Here is a 17,457-nt window from a genome sequence, read left to right as displayed (position 1 = left end):
CTTTGTAAACCCGTACATAGTATAGGTTGCACCAAGCGCAAGGAAGATATGTTATTATTCACAGAAATTGATTGAGCCTAGTGAACTCGTTTCAGCATAGCTGAAACATTGGGGATTCAGGTGGAGAGTCTACTCTACCTGAATTAACGCCGCCTGTAGAGGCGGGAGTCTTGACTCGCGTACTAAGATAACCTTCTATTCAGGGATTACTTTGGAGGTTAAACTCGATAATAGAATGAAATTAACCCCACAGCTCTCTGCTGGGGGTTAATTCGCTCTGCGCAAAAGATCAAATCTGATAATCCGGGCCTGCTGTTTTCAGCGCTGCCACAACCGGGATATTTCGATACGTAGTAAATTCAAACCACTTATTTGTAAAGCTTGACGCCTGTTTACCCTGCCAATCATTGATTTCCTTAAACTCATTTAAAAAGTCGTCAAAATTCTCTTTAGTCTCTATCCTTAGATAAGCCCCCTTGGAATCAATAGCAGGTACACCAGCAAAAACATATTCATTTAGTTTTACGATATTTACCACCCTGGCTTTTCTTATATAAGCAGCCACCTTAGACCGCAGATCAATGATATCGAAATCCTCAGGATATTCATAGGTTTTTCCCGCCACCGCAACAACATCCCCGACACTAAAAGTATGGGGCCGGGCGTCCAGTTTCCTCACAGTGCTTTCGGAAAGTACATAGAAATAATCATCAAAGCAATTAACCACCAGTTCCAGCCCGTTGCCAATCAACTTGCTTACTGCCTGCAGTTCTTTCACAAGACCTGATACAATACCACCGCCGCTTACATCATAGCCATCAACAATAACAAACCGGCCTGTCAGTTGATTATTCTTAAATTCGTCAAAGCAAAGTTGTTTTTTGGTCCTAATGATTACTTCCGCTACATCATTGGTTTTAACCTGGCTGGCATTTTCTACTGTCGCCAGCGTAGTAGCGTCAATGACCTTGACAATGGAGTGGATCTCGCATTCTACTTCCTGTGTCGCCAGCTTGAGCTTATATTCCCTGCCTTTGACCAATTCCTTTTTTCCCATCCAGAAAATATTAGCCTTACATGTGTCGGCAGTGAGGGGAGCCTGGTTGGGATGAACAATAAATTCTCCCCGTTGATTAAAAAATTCGTCTTCCACCGTAATTCCTACCGACATTCCGGCATAAATGCTGTCAGTCTTATCCTTGTCAGCCCAGTATTCTATTGTCTTAACCTTTGTCAGTTTATTACTGGGCGAAATCAAAATTTCATCCCCAAGTTGTAAAGTACCAGTTTCAATCCGCCCGGCAATAATCCTCCGGTTATCAAATTTGTATACATCTTGAATAGGAAATCTGAGTGGTTTTGTCTCCAATCCCTTATCCTTTTCAAACAAGTCAATTGCCTTGAGGATAGGTTCGCCTTTATACCAAGGCATTTTCTCCGAAGGTGCAACCATATTTTCGCCGAAAAAAGCTGAAATTGGGATATACTTCAGGGGAAAGACGTGAAGGTTGTGCAAGAACTCATTCATTTCCCGCCTAATTTCATTAAATTTTGCTTCAGAATAATTGATTAGGTCCATTTTATTAATTAAAACATAGGCCTTTTGTATTCCTAACAATGACAATAAATAGCCATGCCGTTTCGATTGCTCCTGAATCCCCTCGTTAGCATCAATGATTAGGAGCGCCGCCTCCGCACTGGCCGCTCCGGAAATCATATTTTTTAGAAATTCTTTATGTCCGGGAGCGTCAATAATGACATAATCTCTTTTTTCGGTACGAAATTGCAGCTGGGTGGTATCAATGGTAATACCTTGCTTTTGCTCTTCTTCAAAAGCATCCAATAAATAAGCATATTCAAACGGTTTTCCTTTTTCTTTGGCAATACGTTTTACCCGATCAATTGCGCCTTCCGGCAGCGATTGGGTATCATACAACAGCCTGCCAATCACTGTGGATTTTCCATGATCAACATGTCCAACAACAACTATATTAAGTACTTCTCTTTCCATGTCCAATTCAGATGGCCTCCCCGTTCCCAATGTATTCAGGTATTACATGTATCCGTCTTTGCGCAGCTTTTGCATGGCATACGAATCTTCCTGATCTTGCGCCCGTCCGGCCCGTTCGCCTTGCTTGGTATTTTTTAGTTCTTCAATGATTTCCTCTATTGTTGTCGCATTGGAATCAATTTGCCCTGTGCATGGTGCACAACCCAGGCTGCGGTATCTTTTACCGTTTTTAGCAAAGTAGAGGTCAACCAGGGGAATTTTTTCCCTGCCAATATAAGACCAGATATCAATCTCATTCCAATGTAAAATTGGATGTACCCGAATGTGATTACCTTTGGGAAAATCAGTCTTAAATTGATTCCAAAGTTCGGGAGGCTGATTGGTATAATCCCACTCCGAGTCTTTATTTCTTTCACTAAAAACCCGTTCTTTGGAGCGTGAGCCTTCTTCATCCCGCCGTATCCCTAATATAAGCCCTTCGAATTCATACTTGGTGACAACTTGCTGCAAACCGTCGGTTTTTAACGCCTTGCAGCAAGTGAGCCGCCCCTTTTCCGGCCCCATTCCCTCCTGCAATGCCGCTTCATTGGTATGCACAATAAGATCCAGATTGTATTCCCTGGCTACTCTGTCCCGAAATGCAATCATTTCTGGAATTTTATAGGTTGTATCAACATGAATAAACGGAAACGGGCAATGCCCGAAAAATGCTTTTTTGGCCAACCATAATAGTACGGTTGAGTCTTTACCAATTGACCACAACATACCGAGCTTGCCGAACTTTTTATAGGCTTCTCTCAAGATAAAGATACTCTGCGCTTCCAAGCGGTCCAAATGATCCATCGTATAAACGCCTCCTAATATGCATTGGCTTGGTTCTTATCTACAGTTATAATTTTCTCTTGGCCATCAGGCAGGACAACTACCCAGTGCAGCACATTTCCTTCCTGCCGGATACACAGCAAACTACCCCGACCGCCCATATCAGCACCAAGATAATACTGAATTGCTTTGCATTTACATTCCTTCAAACAGGAGGTGCAGCCCCAACAGTCTTTGGGATTTGTAATCTCCGTTTGGCCGGAGTCTGCTGCCTGTAAGAGATTACCCGGGCACACCTCACGGCATTTGCCGCACCCGGTACACTTTTGGTGATCAATCCTGATGCTCATAGCTTTCATCCTTCTTTACTAAATCTCGGAACACGATCTCTACTTCACCGTTTATCAGTCTGGAATTGACGTATTTTAACCAGTCGGTATCTTTCCTTGCCGGATAATCCGTATTTTCCTGAAATGAGTGCCAGCGTGTCTCCTGTCTTGCTTCCAGATGGCGGATGAGAACTTTACAAACATACAGTCTGTCAATAACCTCGTAGGCTTGCAGCAGTTGATACATATTCCCTGCCCTTATTTGTTTGCTCATTCCCAGCAGCTCTTCAATCCGCGCTTTAGCTATCTGCAGCTTTTGGTAGTTAAAAGCATAACCGGAAGAAATACCGCCAGCGTAGTCATCCATAATTTTTTGCATGGCATCTTCGATATCTTCGGTAGCATAAAAGGCCGGTTCCGGCCGCAGCATTTGTTCCAGGCTACCGATTATGCTGTAGATCTCATCTGGTTCAGGCCAGAGATTATTTTTATCCCGGATATATTCCAAGGCGGAAAAAGCGGCAATTTCTCCTTCCGCAAAACAGCCTGTTACATATTTTTGCGGGCTGCCGCCGGCCACATCACCAGCAGCATAAAGCCCGGCAAGAGTTGTCGCCCGTTTGGTGTCTACCCAGTAACCGCTGGCCGTGTGCCCGCCCACAATATAAGGCTCAGTACCCTCTATCTCTACATTTTCCACAGCAGGGCCTTTCCGTTCCAACCAACGCAGTGTCTGCGCCGGAGCCATATTCAGATACGCCTTATACAATTCGTCTTCTTGCCTGGCAGTAATGGCTGTTGTTTTTAAGAAACAGGGACCTCTACCCTCTTTGTTTTCCATAACAGTTGAATACAGACGGTTTGCTGTGCTCATACTCCCATACTGCTGTTCATATTCCTCGCCCTGACTATTTATTTGCGGCGCACCGACTCCCTGGGCAATTGTACCGGTAGGAGCGATGGTATCTTTGCACCGTAAGGCAATAAATCGCATTTCAAAGGTAGTCATTTCTGCGCCTGCTCTGATTCCCATAGCGTAGCCTGCTCCGGTATTAAAGGGACTGTACCACATTTTATGCCGGGAAAAACCAGGGTTATTGGGCCGGTAAAGCCCGGCTGCTCCCCCGGTTGCGCAAATCACGGCTTTTGCTGAAATAATATAAACTACACTGGAGTCAACAGAAAAACCATAAGCGCCTGCTATTTTTCCGTCTTTTACTATATAATCTATAATGTTAATCCGGTTTATAACCGTAATACCAGGGCTGTTCATCACAGCATCAGCCAGAATCGGCTTGATATTTTCCCCATTGATTTTTATGTTTCTGGTTCCTCTGGAGACATATTCGCCATGTTCATCTTTTTGGATTACCAGGCCAAGCATTTCCATTTTTCGGGTAACCTGATTTAGCCGCTGGGCCGTAGTATAAACAAGATCCTCTCTAAGCACACCGGCAGCGTCCCGTTTTACATATTCGAGGTAGGTTTCCGGCGTTTGGCCTTTGACAATATACGCATTAAGAGCATTTACACCGGCAGCCAGACAGCCGCTGCGTTTAATATTGGCTTTTTCCGCAATAATAACGCTGGCCTTAGAATTCTCAGCAATGGTTATTGCGGCAAAACAACCCGCCGTCCCACCGCCAATAATCAAAATATCTGTTTCTAGATGCTTTTCTTCTAAACTCAAGCTACTTCACACTACTTTCTCTTGCCAATTCAACATCTGAAGGCTTTTATTACTAAGCGACTCCTTGGTATTTAGATAACATAATCTTCGGGAATGAATATTTTTAGGTCCTTAGGTTTCACAAATACCAGCTCACCAGCCTTTAGAGCAAGCTCCCGGAATCGCTCTTTACCCAACTCAACCTCCACCATTTCGCCGGTATCTTCTCTTTTCAATTCAAGATGGACAATTGGCCCAACTGCCCGGATATACAGAATACGCGCCGGAATAAATTCTGTTCCCTTTGCTTCCCGCTCTACCTCAATGTCGTAGGGACGCACAAAACTTACTGCCTGCGTATCCACTGTATGGACATATTCCGGTGCCGCCAATTCAATGGAGCCAATGCTGATCCGGCCTTTATGAAGACGGCCGCGAAATAGATTAACATTTCCCAAAAAGTCATATACAAACGGATTGCTGGGATGATCATACACTTCCTCCGGTGTCCCCAGTTGTTCAATGCGGCCATTGTTGAGGATTACGATACGGTCAGCTACATCCAAAGCCTCTTCCTGGTCATGAGTAACAAACACACTCGTAATTTGCAATTCGTCATGCAATTGTCTCAGCCAACGCCGTAACTCTTTACGCACTTTGGCATCCAGAGCGCCAAATGGTTCATCCAGCAATAGTACCTGCGGTTCAACAGCAAGCGCTCTGGCTAATGCGACCCGCTGCCGCTGACCACCGGACAACTGGGTTGGATAACGTCCTGACATTCCCTCAAGTTTTACCAGACTCAACAGCTTTTGTACCTTTTCCTTAATCTCGCTTTTTGAAGGCCGCAGGCTGCGGGGACGAACGTTTAGACCAAAAGCAACATTCTCAAAAACAGTCATATGACGAAATAAGGCATAATGCTGGAATACGAACCCGACTTGCCGCTGCTGGACCTCTCGGTTAGCCGTATCTTCACCATGAAAGAGAATGGAACCATGATCAGCTACTTCTAAACCGGCAATAATTCGCAGCAGTGTCGTCTTGCCTGAACCTGACGGCCCAAGTAATGCCACAAGTTCTCCTGTTGGGATTGTCAGGTTAACATCCTGTAAAGCGGTAAATGAACCAAATTGTTTATTTATATTTACGATCTCGATACTCATTACTTAACCCCTTTCCACTACCCTAGATTTTCGGCTTGCTGCTGTACTTTCCACTCCGCAATATTTTTTACAACCAAGGTTACTATGGCCATCAGCGTCATCAGCGAGGCCACGGCAAAGGCTGCTACAAATTGATATTCGTTATACAAAATCTCAACATGCAAGGGCATGGTGTTAGTAAGACCACGAATATGGCCTGACACGACCGATACCGCGCCGAATTCACCGACCGCCCTGGCACTGGTAAGAATTATGCCGTAAATCAAACCCCATTTGATGTTGGGTAGTGTAACAAGCCAAAAAGTTTTCCAGCCGCTTGCGCCGAGTGTCAGCGCCGCTTCTTCTTCAGCGGTCCCCTGCGCCTGCATGAGTGGGATAAGTTCGCGGGCAATAAAAGGAAAAGTAACAAAAACGGTGGCCATAACAATGCCTGGCACAGCAAAAATGATTTTGATATCATGGGCGAATAGCCAAGGACCGAATACACCTGGTTTTCCAAACAAAAATACAAAAATCAGGCCTGCTATAACCGGTGAGACGGCAAACGGCAAATCAATCAAGGTAATCAGAACATTTCTTCCCTTGAATTCAAATTTGGCTATTGCCCATGCTGCCGCTAACCCAAACAGTGTATTCAGCGGCACAGCAACAAGCACCGTCAGTAAAGTAAGCTGAATAGCAGCCAAAGCATCTGGATTTGTTATTGCTTTATAATAAAGCTCCAAGCCTTGTTCAAGTGCCTTAGAAAACACAGCAATAACTGGAATAATCAACATCAATCCAAGAAAAGTAAGGGCCATTGTGATGAGTATCCAGCGTACTAACGGCGATTCTGTTATTGTATCGGAAGCTCGCCGTATAGTGGCTGTCTCTTGTTGTAGTGCTATATTGCCAGCCATATTATCGTCTCCTTCTCTATTCAGCCATGCCGTTTGCTTTGCCACCATTGTAATATATTAATAAAAAATAACAGCATAAATGAAACAATCAGCATGACGCCTGCAATGGCGCTTGCGCCGGTATAATCATACTGTTCAAGCTTTGTCATTATTAGCAGCGGCGTAATTTCGGTATGCATGGGCATATTACCGGAAATAAATACAACTGAACCATATTCCCCCAAGGCTCGGGCAAAGGCTAGAGCAAACCCGGTTAAAAGAGCGGGGAGTATTTCCGGAAAAATAACCTTAATAAAAGTTTGCAAACGGCCAGCCCCCAGGCTGGCCGCCGCTTCTTCCACTTCTTTGTCCAGCGTTTGCAGAACAGGTTGCACCATTCGCACTACAAAGGGTAACCCAATAAAGGTAAGCGCAATAACTACTCCCAGTGGCGAATAGGCTCCCTTGATACCCAGTAAGGCCAAATATTTGCCAATCCAGCCATTTGGAACAAACAGTGTTGTTAGCGTAATACCGGCAACAGCAGTCGGAAGGGCAAATGGCAAATCAACAAGTCCATCAATAATCCGCTTTCCTGGAAATGAATAGCGTACAAGAACCCAAGCTACAAGTAAACCAAATACGGCATTAATGGCTGCCGCGATAAATGAGGCTCCAAAGCTTAGCTTATAGGAAGCAACCAGCCTCGGTGCTGTAATGACTTCCCAAAAATGTGGCCAGCCCATTCCGACAGTCTTAACCATAATGGTCGATAACGGAATCAACACTAAAAGCCCCAGATACAGCATAGTAAAACCCACCGTTAGACCAAAACCAGGCAATATGCTATGTTTAGTTATTATCAGGGATTTAAGATTCATGATTATTCCCCACTTCGTTACTGTTTGGCTTTCGGTGTATAGATTTGATCAAAAAGGCCGCCATCGATGAAGTGTTTGTTATGGGCATCGGCCCAGCCACCTAATTCAGTTATTGTAAATAAGTTAAGTTTGGGAAACTGAGCAGCATATTTGGCCGCAACGGCTTCAGCACGAGGCCGATAATAGTTTTTGGCAGCAATTTCCTGACCTTGATCAGTATATAGATACTGCAAATAGGCTTCCGCCACTTGACGCGTACCTCTTTTGTCAACTACTTTATCAACTACGGTAACCGGGGGTTCTGCAAGAATACTTACTGATGGCGCCACAATTTCAAATTTGTCTTTACCTAATTCCTTCTCTGCCAATAACGCTTCGTTTTCCCAGGCAAGCAATACATCACCAATACCACGTTCAACAAAAGTGGTTGTTGCTCCCCTGGCCCCGGTATCAAGTACTGGCACATTTTGATATAGCTTAGCCATAAAATCTTTGGCTAGGTTTTCATCATTATTATTCTTTCTCAAAGCGTAGCCCCAGGCTGCCAGGTGATTCCACCGGGCACCTCCCGAAGTTTTTGGGTTGGGAGTAATGACTGATACATCAGGTCTGATTAAATCATCCCAGTCTTTAATGTTTTTGGGGTTACCTTTACGCACCAGGAAGACTATGGTAGAGGTATAGGGGGTAGAATTCTGCGCCAGGCGCTTTTCCCAATCGGTTGCAATAAGTCCGGCCCTTTGCAATTCATCAATATCCTGCGCTAAAGCTAAGGTTACAACATCGGCCTCAATACCTTCACGTACTGTACGTGCCTGCGCCCCAGAACCACCATGAGACTGTTGAATACTAACGGTCTGTCCGGTTTTGCTTTTCCAATAGTTAGCAAATGATTCATTAAATTCTTTATATAGTTCACGGGTCGGGTCATAAGAGACATTCAGTAATTTAACTGATTCAGCAGCTTGTGTGCCTGCTTTATCAGCAGCAGCCTCCTGTTTGCCGCAACCAGCAAGGCTGGTAACTGCCAGCGACAGTGCAATAACAAGCAGATAGAATTTTACAGACTTTGACTTTTGTTTGGATAGCAACGAAATCATGTCAATTTCCTCCCTTTTTGAATCCTTTTAGTTTAGCCTGGTGTCACGCAGGCATTAAACCCTGCTCAACTGTTTTTTAGAAAATAAAAATGGCTAACTACATTTTTGTAGTTAGCCTCCAGTTTTCTGGTTAGCTTTTATTATTAGATTGTCTGTTTTGACATGCTCTTATTGTAAATGGTTTATCCTGTATAGTCAAGGACCTTTTCCCAGTTTTGTGAATACAACTCTCTTTCTCACTTATAGCTCAACCTTCTTAGCGTATTCGATGAAACTTGTCACCAACAGCTTGATTTCCCGCAAAACAAAGTTCCATACCTTATTCACCGCTTAACCTCCCACCCATGTTACCTAGCTATAAGCAAGCCGAAGCCATAGATATACTTAGTTGTTCAATCCAGGGAAAGTTATCCTTTCCCTCTGGATAACAAAAAAAGCCAAGTTTGATCCCCCATTAGGAGTAAACTTAGCCTTCAGTTCTCTGATCAGCTGTTAACTTGTATGAATATTAATTATAGTGTATCACTTATTCAGGAATCCGTCAAGCAGTAACCAGTCTAATAATTCTATGAAAATTTTCCTGTATCAAAAAAGCTTAAAATTGCGGCATGATTGCTCCCTTGTACTTCTTCTTTCTATTAATTTTAGTAAAACCCCGCCGTATTTAAGGAGGATTTTACTTTATATATCCATAATTACTATTATACATATATAATATTTCTTTATTTAAGCAATTACCTGCTGAGATAGAGAAGCGGGGGGATAGTCATGAAAACCACCTGGAAAGATGAAATGACACCAAACGAAAGATTTAAGGCATTTGCCACCGGTAAGCCGCTAGACCGGATACCTTGTCTGCCTTTGGTTACAGACCAGGCTTTTAACCTGGCCGGCGGCTCAATGGCAAAGTATTATCATTCCGCCACCTTAATGGCCGAGGCACAAATCTACGCTTTTGAAACTTACGAAACCGATTCGGTTGGCGCCGGTCCGGGACTATTCGGCATCGCTGAAGCCATCGGCAGTACATTAACCTTTCCTGATAACAGCGTTCCCTATGTTTCCGCACCGGCGATTTCAGGTTATCAAGACCTTGAGAAAATGGGATTGATTGACCCTCACCATTCTGGCAGATTGCCCATCATCCTGGAAGCACTCAAGATTATTCAGGAAACGGTTAAGGATCGCGTAGCAACAGGCTGCTCGGTTGGCGGCCCATTTACTACGGCTGCAGCTATCCGCGGAACCGATAAGTTTCTCAAAGAAATATGCCGGCAGCCAGCGCAGGTACACCGTTTACTGCAATACGCTACTGACAATATCCTGCTCTTCATTGACACACTCTGCGATATGGGTATTAAACCAAGTCTCGCTGAACCTACAGCCTCCGGCACCTTAATCAGCGCCAAGCATTTCCGTGAGTTTGCTCAACCCTACCTGCGTCAATGCGCGGATCGAATCTCGCAACGCTGCGGGAGTGGTCCTTTTCTCCACATTTGTGGCGACACTATGAATATTTTGGATGACATGGTTAACGTTGGCGCTACTGTACTAAGTTTAGATAATCAAATTGACTTAACTGAAGCCAAAGATAAGGTGGGTCACAAGATCTGTCTGGCCGGAAATGTCAAACCATACACCTTATGGCGGGGAACCCCCCAAGAAGTTACGAATGAAGTTAAGGAATGTTTGCAAAAAGCTTATACTAATCCAAAGGGATTTATGTTATCAAGTGGCTGCGGACTATCGCTGGGCACTCCGACAGCGAATGTTCTGGCCATGATGGACGCTGCCCGGAAATATGGCAAATGGCCAATCACGCCGGAACAACTAGCATAAAAGTAAAATGAGGCTGTAGAAAATGCAAATTACGTTTTCTACAGCCTCATTTTACTTTATAGCACGAACTAATAATCACATGTAACTATTTCCCCATCCATCATTGGAATATCATGTTTTATTTGCTCAAGGACTTCCAAGAAATATTCCGCTTCCCGAAGCACATGGTCTGCTAATAACGGTGGTATCAAAGATATTACTTTGCAAGCTGAGATTAAATCTCTCGCAGCCTCTTTAAAGTCCCGGATTTGCATCGTTGCTTGGGTTACATCTTTTTCAAACCGAATAAGATCATTATTGGGACAATAATGCCACAGCATACTATCTAAATCACGAGCTTGAAGTTGTAATTGCTCAAACTGAACTGCAAATGCATTAGCCTTTTCGACAAAACCTCGCTCCGAAGGATCAAGCAAACCTACAATAAATCTGGCATGGTCTGCCATATGCCTGAGCCAGAAGACATTGTCACTGACTATAGAATCAACAGGATATTTCATATCACCGTCCTGAATTTTTTGGAGAAGCTTCAAAAAATACATGGCTTCACGGGAAATATGGTCTATCAATAAAGGATAATTATAGCCCCCAATTTGACATTCAATGAGTAAATGCAAAACATGCCGTTTAAAGGCAAAGATATTTTTAACGGCAACCATAATCCTGCTAACAAATGCCATAAACTCTTCATCACACTTGATATTACATGAATGTTTTTCAAGATCTGCAAAAACATTGTAAAATTCTTCTGCCTGACAAATAAGCTCAGTATCCGAGCAGGCAAAGCCTAGCTTCATGAATAAAGAATGTTCTTTCATTATTCTAAGCCAGAACTGAACCCGCCTCATATTCAGACACTCATATGGTTTTACTTCTCGGCAAAATATATCCACATTATATCCTCCTTATCGCACTTTATTACATAATATGCAAATAAAAGATTATGTGGAACGCTTGCCTGACTGCGTCTATTTATACAGCTTTGGTAAATGGCAACTACTGCTTACAAATAAAAAACCGCCAGAATAACTAATTATTCCTTTGATCCCAATTAAATTCCAAAGTAACAACTAGTTCACCAGCTTCCGCTCTTATACTAAAATATGAGCAATAAGAAAGTACTTTTCGTAAGGAGCGAAACTGTTTAGGGGAATCCCCGGTTATTTCAGGAACTCGAACAGTTACCAGTGCCTTATTATTAAAGTTTTCTACAATACTTACATTATTTGAAATCAGCTTTATGGCAGTTAAGATACGTATAAATGTCGCCCTTCTCATAGAACAGTCCTCCTTCCGCTTATTTATGTTAATTATATCATATTGTTTGAGTTTATGTATGGGTAAAGCGTTAGATAAGTCTAGGAACAGTCATAATAGTTCGTTTGCATTGTGGTTTTGTCCCGGCAGGGTAAATTGGGCAAAAAGAAAGCTATTATTGCTGTGGCGAGAAAGATTGTAGCGCTTATCTATAAGCTGTTACACTCTGGCGAAGTTCTACGACTCAACAATTGCCTGAAAAGCATACTCATCGCCACCACTACATAATAGCTAAGTTTTTTTACTATTCACATCAGGTATATCAACCTACTTATTCTGCCAGGTCCTGAAAGTTTTTATTTTATGCAGCAATCCTTTAGCGTCACCGTCAAAAGTTACGGCCCTATCATCCACATACACTATCGCTGGCGGCTTATGTGCGAGCACCTCATCAACAGAGATGTCATGTTTATCCAGCCATGCCTTGACCGCTTCCAAACCACCTTCCTGGAAGCACCGTGTCGAGACAACGACAACTTTATAATGTTTCCGTATATTGCCTATTGCTTCCTTAATCCCATCGACCGGAGGGTCAGGAATACTATCTATCCCTTTCCAGCCGCTTGTATAGCTATGAATTACACCATCAAAATCTAGAACCACGGTTTTAGCCATTCCAGTCACCCCTTGTATCTGGCTCCGGTTCAACAGCAGTCTGTTGGCTTCTTTCCATTGATTTTTTAAGTTGGCGACTAAGATCGGCATTCTCTTGCAATACCATTAAGTAAGCTTTTGCCAGTTCTGTTCTATCCATATCTCCTATACGCATAAATAGCCTATCAATATCGCACATCCATAGCAACCTCTCTTTCAGCTATTGTCGGCCTTCAATCTCATAACATTTAGTATTACCGAACTCAATATCATCAATCATACTCACCACTAGCTCCTCTTAATTTTTTTCAGGTTAATAAGGCCCCCGGCACACGCCGAGGGCTTCTCTAAGAAAATTGTTCTTATTTAGGACTATCCTTCTTGGGGACAGCAACAATATATATGTTCTTCACTAAATGTCCGGGGTTAATATACTGAGCATCAAACCACATGTCTCGGAACCGCCAGGCGTTAAAGGAAGATATTCCGTCCGGGTTATTGACAGTGGTCCAGTGAACAGCAGGATCGGCAAAGAAGATAGTGTCAACTATCGGCAAAGAAGATAGTGTCAACTCCTTTCTCAGGTGATTCGTAGGCTGCATGGTAACCAGTAACGACCACCCAGTGGCCTCCCCAGTCAATCCATTCAACAAGGGTAGGGATTCCTTTCTTTAAGTTTTCCCGGAGCATTTCCAATGTTCCGTTATAACCGATCATTACCTCAAAACCATTCTTCCTTAACCAGTTTTTCATCTGCTCTGGGGTAGTGCCAGGATGTTTAGAGTTAATATCGCCAGTACCCATCCCTTTGGCGATCAGCATTTCGGTATCATGGTTCATTGATTGATCACTTAGAACATTGTACCAGCGCAAAAGTGACATAACAGCAGCTGGGCCACATGTATAATCAGTCGTCTGTTGATAGCCTTTGACCCCAAGAGATATGTAGTACGGGTTGGGATTCATTTCATAATAGTTAGCTGCGCCAGTTGAGTTTGGTGGTGGTAGGATAAGTTCTTCCCCTGCGAGGCTTACCGTGGTAAAGCAGGCAAAGAAAATGAAGCAGAACAAGGCAGTCCTCCAACGATTAATGTACACCAGTTTGATAAACATGCAAAACCTCCTTAACTATATGAACTTTTTTATACATAAATTGTAACACAAAGAGGAGTTAGCGATAGCAATCTTTGTAAAATATTTTGGCCTTCTTACCTTATCGGCATAGTTAAAAATCAGTTCCCACTCCGCATCAGTAGCTTGCAGGATATGCAAGATCCCCGTTTCGGACAAAACCAAAACGGGGATCTTAGTATCTACTTTACGGTTTTTTATTTACCATCTTGGTGGTGGCTCATGCGGTGGTGGCGGCTCATGTGGTGGTGGCGGTGCTGGGTGGTGATGCCTATGTTTATCCCGGTGTCTAGGTGGTGGGTCCTGTGGTGGTGGGCCTTCCGGTGGCGGATCACCACGATAAAGCATTTGATAATTTTCATTTGGATAATTGTCATGAGCACTCGCTATTGAAAAAAAGCTCATAACAAATACAGCCATTACTAAAACGACTACTTTTTTCATTCCGCTAACCTCCCTTTTTCAGTCATGATTGAATCCTCAAATATAGTTCAGCATCCATATCATTTTATGCGCTTACTTATACTATTACGCCTTCAGCTCCCTAAAAATCATTAAGTCCCGCTGGGTCGAACCATGGGACTAACTATCATTCAGGAACTCCACACTATAAAAGTCCCCTGCACCATACCCGTCACTAAGTACTTTTATGCAGCAGGGGAATTTATTTCCAATAGAGAGCGTTACTGCTTATGGACATTGCCTACTCCGGTAACTAGCCGTGATAGGGGCTTTCGCGTTCAGGTAGCTTGTATTTTAATACCAACCACCTTAATAATCAATCATTAGGAGTATTATTTTTTTCATTGCATTTCCCCCATTGTCAATTTTCTTAGGCAATATCAGTATACACTCCATTCTTTGGAATTCTATTTGAAAATCGTGGAAAATAAGAGTGACAGGCCAAACGCTTATTCCTGAATTTGAGATAACTGAGATAGGTCGCCTAGGTAACAAATACCTTTTCTTTTATGGAAATATTAGCAAATGTTATAGACTAATGCAATTATAAAAAAACGCCCACCAGGACGAACCCGGCAGGCGCCTATCAAGCAACTTAGTATTTTGGTTGCTTTTACTCGCGTATAATCATTACGTCAGTCGATTTGATTAAAGCAGATACACATACTCCTGGCCGCAATCTCAATTCCCTTGCAGAAGCCGTTGTTATTATTGATGTTATAGTCCCGCACTCATATTCGATTGTGACACTAGATACAACATCGCCAAACTCTATATCACGCACGATTCCGGGGATTTGGTTTCTTCCACTAATTTTCATATCGATACCTCTTTCACTGAAATTTATTATATCTTATGTAGCTACTGATGTTTATGTTAAAAGCTATTTCTTGCAAAATAAAAAAGCCCATCCCCTGCCACTGACTGAGAGATAGGCTAACGTTGCTTCAAAGTGATCAAATCGCCAAAATTCGTTACGACGCAGAAGAAGGCTGCATTTGGCGGCGTGATTTAACTATGAATATTATACCTTAGTTTTTGTACTGGCATCACTTGTACTGCCAGATGTATTATCTGTATTTTCTTTCGACTCAATTTGATTTAAAATAGACTGTACTTTTCCTTGACAGCTATATGCAAGCACACTATAAATATTTGAGGAATCATCAGAAGAAGCATCCAAATAATCTGCAAGTGTCTTAGTTCCAGCAGAGTTTGAAGAACTCTCAAAATAATCAAGAAGTGCTTTCTTATGAGTAGACGCTGTTGAACTTATATCACTCGAAGAAGATGTTTGTTGAGTACTAGAATCGCTGTTGGTTGAATCAGCAATTTTTGTTAATATACCGGATAAAGCACTCGCTATACCACTAATCGTCGACATTACATTACCTCCAATTTACTTATATTTATATTATCGAAGATTATCCTTAAATTGATAATTAAATTATAATCTTTTTTCCATTAGATTCCAAAATCCTGCCATAAATACAATACTACTTAACTCTTTATCTTCAATCTTTTTAAGTAAGTCGCTCATGCTGTTCCCTCCCACTCAGCTACAACTATTACCGCGCCTACCGGTAATGTAATTTAAGTAAGTTCTCTTGTAAACATTGTCCAGGTCTTCCCCGTATGAATCGCAATCGGCCCCCGGTACTTAGCCGGCCAGCTCCGTGTCTCTATCTGCTTTGCGCCGCAGGCTAGTAAGCTTGCCCACGGTTGCAGGATAGTTATGGCCTTCATGGTTGTCCTCCTTTTAAATTACCGATTAGACACTAATTGACGTAACATGTAGTTAATATTACGCATAAAATATAATAGAGACCCTTAGAAAAATATTGTGGAGGTATGATAATGAAATATCGTATGCGTAATGATGAATGTATGCGTAATGATGAGTGTATGCGTGATGATGAGTGTATGCCAGAACCTGACTGCAGACCATGCCATAGAAGGTGCGTCGGAACCTTAACTAGACGCTTCCGAATTTATGAAACCTGTTGCTATGATATGTCCGAAGTCTGTCCTTGCTGCGGACACGAATTCGATTCAACCCAGCATAGTGGATGTCCTATGTGTGGAGCATCGTTCGATGATCCGCCCGGTGATCCGCCCGGTGATCCTATTGGTTTTGGCAGATTCGGCGGGTTCGGTGGATTCCGTAGACCCAGATTCGGATTCGGGTTCGGGTTCTTCCCGTTCTTCCCGTTTTTCCCATTCTTCCCGTTCCGGCGACGGTTTCGTAGATTTTAATTAAATTCGCGGTTCCCGAAAGAAACTAATCGCTGTATCTCATAAGCCCTGATTGGGCTTATTTTTTTATCCTGCGACCAGCCTTCTTGTTCTATCTGTCGCTGCCGTTAAGCAGCAACCATTTCTACACCATTACTCATAAACTTTCTCCTCCTTCACAACTCCTCCAACCATGGCAATAGAGAAAAATCTGATACCCTTCCAAGATGTTTACCTTAATAAAGAGAAAGCAAATATCTTTAGCGATGAAACTGCAAACTCAGTAAAAAAAGCAATAATTGATATCTCTACTGAAATATGCTGCAAGATTCTTGAGAGATATGAGAAACAAAAATAATAACTACTTTTTATTGACTAGTGCATCCCATTTTCAAAGGTCATTTCATTAAGAAAATCCTTGATTTCAGACTGAATTAACATTTGTTGTTGTTCTGGCCGTTCCTCAAAGTTTAAAAAATGATTATTACAGATTATTGCTATATATTTTTTTATACCCATTCGTGGCAATGGTTTTGGCAACTGTTTTGCTGTAACGGCAAAATTAAAAGGTGTACCAAAAGGCCTTAAAGCCTTGATACACCTGAGTTTTCGAGTGGTGACCCACCACGGAATCGAACCGTGAACCTACTGATTAAGAGTCAGTTGCTCTGCCAGTTGAGCTAGTGAGTCATATAAATAGTAAATTAGATGTTCCGCGCTATCGCTTGGAACTACACAATTCGCAAAGTTTCCGCGTTGTTATCGCGACAAAAACTTGGCTCTTTGCTTATGGCTGGGGCGCTAGGACTCGAACCTAGGAATGCGGGAGTCAGAGTCCCGTGCCTTACCAGCTTGGCGACGCCCCAACGTTATAGATTAATGTTTAACGCACAATAAGTATTATATATAGTGATCGGCATTTTGTCAAATATATATTCTTAGTAATTGCAAATTTACAGTAAAAAGTTTAAAAATAATTAAGATATTTTTCTATAAAAGAAGGATTTTTGATGATAATTTATA

General features: G+C 42.5%; 20 protein-coding genes and 2 tRNA genes. 2 read left to right on the top strand and 20 right to left on the bottom strand.

Annotation, left to right across the window (positions count from 1 at the left end):
- Nucleotides 1–289: 289 nt before the first annotated feature.
- The 8 genes from SALPA_RS16995 to SALPA_RS16960 all read right to left on the bottom strand — a co-directional run bounded on the left by SALPA_RS16995 (nucleotide 290) and on the right by SALPA_RS16960 (nucleotide 8,856).
- Nucleotides 290–2,011, bottom strand: a complete 1,722-nt coding sequence (locus SALPA_RS16995; protein WP_255451426.1) for a sulfate adenylyltransferase subunit 1 — start codon at nucleotides 2,009–2,011, stop codon at nucleotides 290–292.
- Nucleotides 2,012–2,053: 42 nt separating this feature from the next.
- Entirely contained in the window at nucleotides 2,054–2,854 is an 801-nt protein-coding gene (gene cysD / locus SALPA_RS16990) for a sulfate adenylyltransferase subunit CysD (protein ID WP_145096583.1), read from the bottom strand.
- Between the two features lie 14 nt (nucleotides 2,855–2,868).
- Nucleotides 2,869–3,183 (bottom strand): ferredoxin family protein, encoded by a 315-nt coding sequence (locus tag SALPA_RS16985; protein WP_145096580.1) that lies wholly within the window; start codon nucleotides 3,181–3,183, stop codon nucleotides 2,869–2,871.
- A complete protein-coding gene (locus SALPA_RS16980; protein WP_145096577.1) occupies nucleotides 3,167–4,852 on the bottom strand; it encodes an adenylyl-sulfate reductase subunit alpha in 1,686 nt (561 codons plus the stop codon). Before SALPA_RS16980 ends, SALPA_RS16985 begins: the two co-directional genes overlap by 17 nt.
- Nucleotides 4,853–4,923: 71 nt before the next feature.
- A complete protein-coding gene (locus SALPA_RS16975) occupies nucleotides 4,924–5,997 on the bottom strand; it encodes a sulfate/molybdate ABC transporter ATP-binding protein (protein ID WP_145096575.1) in 1,074 nt (357 codons plus the stop codon).
- A 17-nt stretch (nucleotides 5,998–6,014) separates the two neighbouring features.
- Nucleotides 6,015–6,944 (bottom strand): sulfate ABC transporter permease subunit CysW, encoded by a 930-nt coding sequence (gene cysW, locus SALPA_RS16970; protein ID WP_255451244.1) that lies wholly within the window; start codon nucleotides 6,942–6,944, stop codon nucleotides 6,015–6,017.
- Nucleotides 6,917–7,756, bottom strand: a complete 840-nt coding sequence (gene cysT, locus SALPA_RS16965) for a sulfate ABC transporter permease subunit CysT (RefSeq protein ID WP_145096569.1) — start codon at nucleotides 7,754–7,756, stop codon at nucleotides 6,917–6,919. The genes cysW and cysT overlap by 28 nt, the downstream gene beginning before the upstream one ends.
- Nucleotides 7,757–7,773: 17 nt before the next feature.
- Nucleotides 7,774–8,856 carry a sulfate ABC transporter substrate-binding protein gene (locus SALPA_RS16960; protein WP_145096566.1) on the bottom strand — a complete coding sequence of 361 codons (1,083 nt, stop codon included), beginning with the start codon at nucleotides 8,854–8,856 and terminating at the stop codon, nucleotides 7,774–7,776.
- Between the two features lie 768 nt (nucleotides 8,857–9,624).
- Between SALPA_RS16960 and SALPA_RS16955 the strand changes: the two genes are divergently transcribed.
- On the top strand, nucleotides 9,625–10,695 hold the full coding sequence (locus SALPA_RS16955) for a uroporphyrinogen decarboxylase family protein (protein ID WP_145096564.1): 1,071 nt from the start codon (nucleotides 9,625–9,627) through the stop codon (nucleotides 10,693–10,695).
- Nucleotides 10,696–10,763: 68 nt separating this feature from the next.
- On the opposite strand, the gene SALPA_RS16950 is transcribed toward SALPA_RS16955, so the two are convergent.
- Nucleotides 10,764–11,588 (bottom strand): DUF2935 domain-containing protein, encoded by an 825-nt coding sequence (locus SALPA_RS16950; protein ID WP_145096562.1) that lies wholly within the window; start codon nucleotides 11,586–11,588, stop codon nucleotides 10,764–10,766.
- Nucleotides 11,589–11,724: 136 nt separating this feature from the next.
- Nucleotides 11,725–11,973, bottom strand: coding sequence for a hypothetical protein (locus tag SALPA_RS16945; protein ID WP_145096559.1), 249 nt, complete (start codon nucleotides 11,971–11,973; stop codon nucleotides 11,725–11,727).
- Between the two features lie 135 nt (nucleotides 11,974–12,108).
- Between SALPA_RS16945 and SALPA_RS31565 the strand changes: the two genes are divergently transcribed.
- Nucleotides 12,109–12,240: a hypothetical protein gene (locus SALPA_RS31565; RefSeq protein ID WP_255451243.1), complete on the top strand. Its 132-nt coding sequence runs from the start codon at nucleotides 12,109–12,111 to the stop codon at nucleotides 12,238–12,240.
- Nucleotides 12,241–12,279: 39 nt separating this feature from the next.
- Here the strand turns inward: SALPA_RS31565 and SALPA_RS16940 are convergent, their stop codons facing one another.
- The 10 genes from SALPA_RS16940 to SALPA_RS16895 form a co-directional block, all read right to left on the bottom strand.
- Complete coding sequence (locus tag SALPA_RS16940) at nucleotides 12,280–12,627, bottom strand: hypothetical protein (RefSeq protein WP_094603545.1); 348 nt, start codon at nucleotides 12,625–12,627, stop codon at nucleotides 12,280–12,282.
- On the bottom strand, nucleotides 12,620–12,766 hold the full coding sequence (locus tag SALPA_RS29105; RefSeq protein ID WP_186451104.1) for a hypothetical protein: 147 nt from the start codon (nucleotides 12,764–12,766) through the stop codon (nucleotides 12,620–12,622). Before SALPA_RS29105 ends, SALPA_RS16940 begins: the two co-directional genes overlap by 8 nt.
- 202 nt (nucleotides 12,767–12,968) lie before the next feature.
- Nucleotides 12,969–13,163 (bottom strand): hypothetical protein, encoded by a 195-nt coding sequence (locus SALPA_RS16935; RefSeq protein ID WP_145096557.1) that lies wholly within the window; start codon nucleotides 13,161–13,163, stop codon nucleotides 12,969–12,971.
- Nucleotides 13,150–13,677: a C39 family peptidase gene (locus tag SALPA_RS16930; protein WP_186451103.1), complete on the bottom strand. Its 528-nt coding sequence runs from the start codon at nucleotides 13,675–13,677 to the stop codon at nucleotides 13,150–13,152. The genes SALPA_RS16935 and SALPA_RS16930 overlap by 14 nt, the downstream gene beginning before the upstream one ends.
- 261 nt (nucleotides 13,678–13,938) lie before the next feature.
- Nucleotides 13,939–14,181 carry a hypothetical protein gene (locus tag SALPA_RS29100; RefSeq protein ID WP_186451102.1) on the bottom strand — a complete coding sequence of 81 codons (243 nt, stop codon included), beginning with the start codon at nucleotides 14,179–14,181 and terminating at the stop codon, nucleotides 13,939–13,941.
- Between the two features lie 631 nt (nucleotides 14,182–14,812).
- Nucleotides 14,813–15,019: a molybdopterin-binding protein gene (locus SALPA_RS16920; RefSeq protein WP_145096551.1), complete on the bottom strand. Its 207-nt coding sequence runs from the start codon at nucleotides 15,017–15,019 to the stop codon at nucleotides 14,813–14,815.
- Between the two features lie 204 nt (nucleotides 15,020–15,223).
- Nucleotides 15,224–15,583, bottom strand: a complete 360-nt coding sequence (locus tag SALPA_RS16915; RefSeq protein ID WP_145096549.1) for a hypothetical protein — start codon at nucleotides 15,581–15,583, stop codon at nucleotides 15,224–15,226.
- Between the two features lie 209 nt (nucleotides 15,584–15,792).
- On the bottom strand, nucleotides 15,793–15,945 hold the full coding sequence (locus tag SALPA_RS16910; RefSeq protein WP_145096546.1) for an ASCH domain-containing protein: 153 nt from the start codon (nucleotides 15,943–15,945) through the stop codon (nucleotides 15,793–15,795).
- A 1,103-nt stretch (nucleotides 15,946–17,048) separates the two neighbouring features.
- Nucleotides 17,049–17,124 (bottom strand) — tRNA-Lys (locus tag SALPA_RS16900).
- A gap of 100 nt (nucleotides 17,125–17,224) precedes the next feature.
- Nucleotides 17,225–17,300: transfer RNA gene (locus SALPA_RS16895), tRNA-Gln, on the bottom strand.
- Between the last annotated feature and the right edge of the window lie 157 nt (nucleotides 17,301–17,457).

The sequence above is a fragment of the Sporomusa sp. KB1 genome (genome assembly GCF_007830295.1).
GTDB lineage: Bacteria > Bacillota > Negativicutes > Sporomusales > Sporomusaceae > Sporomusa.
This window is presented reverse-complemented; position numbering and strand designations above follow the sequence as displayed.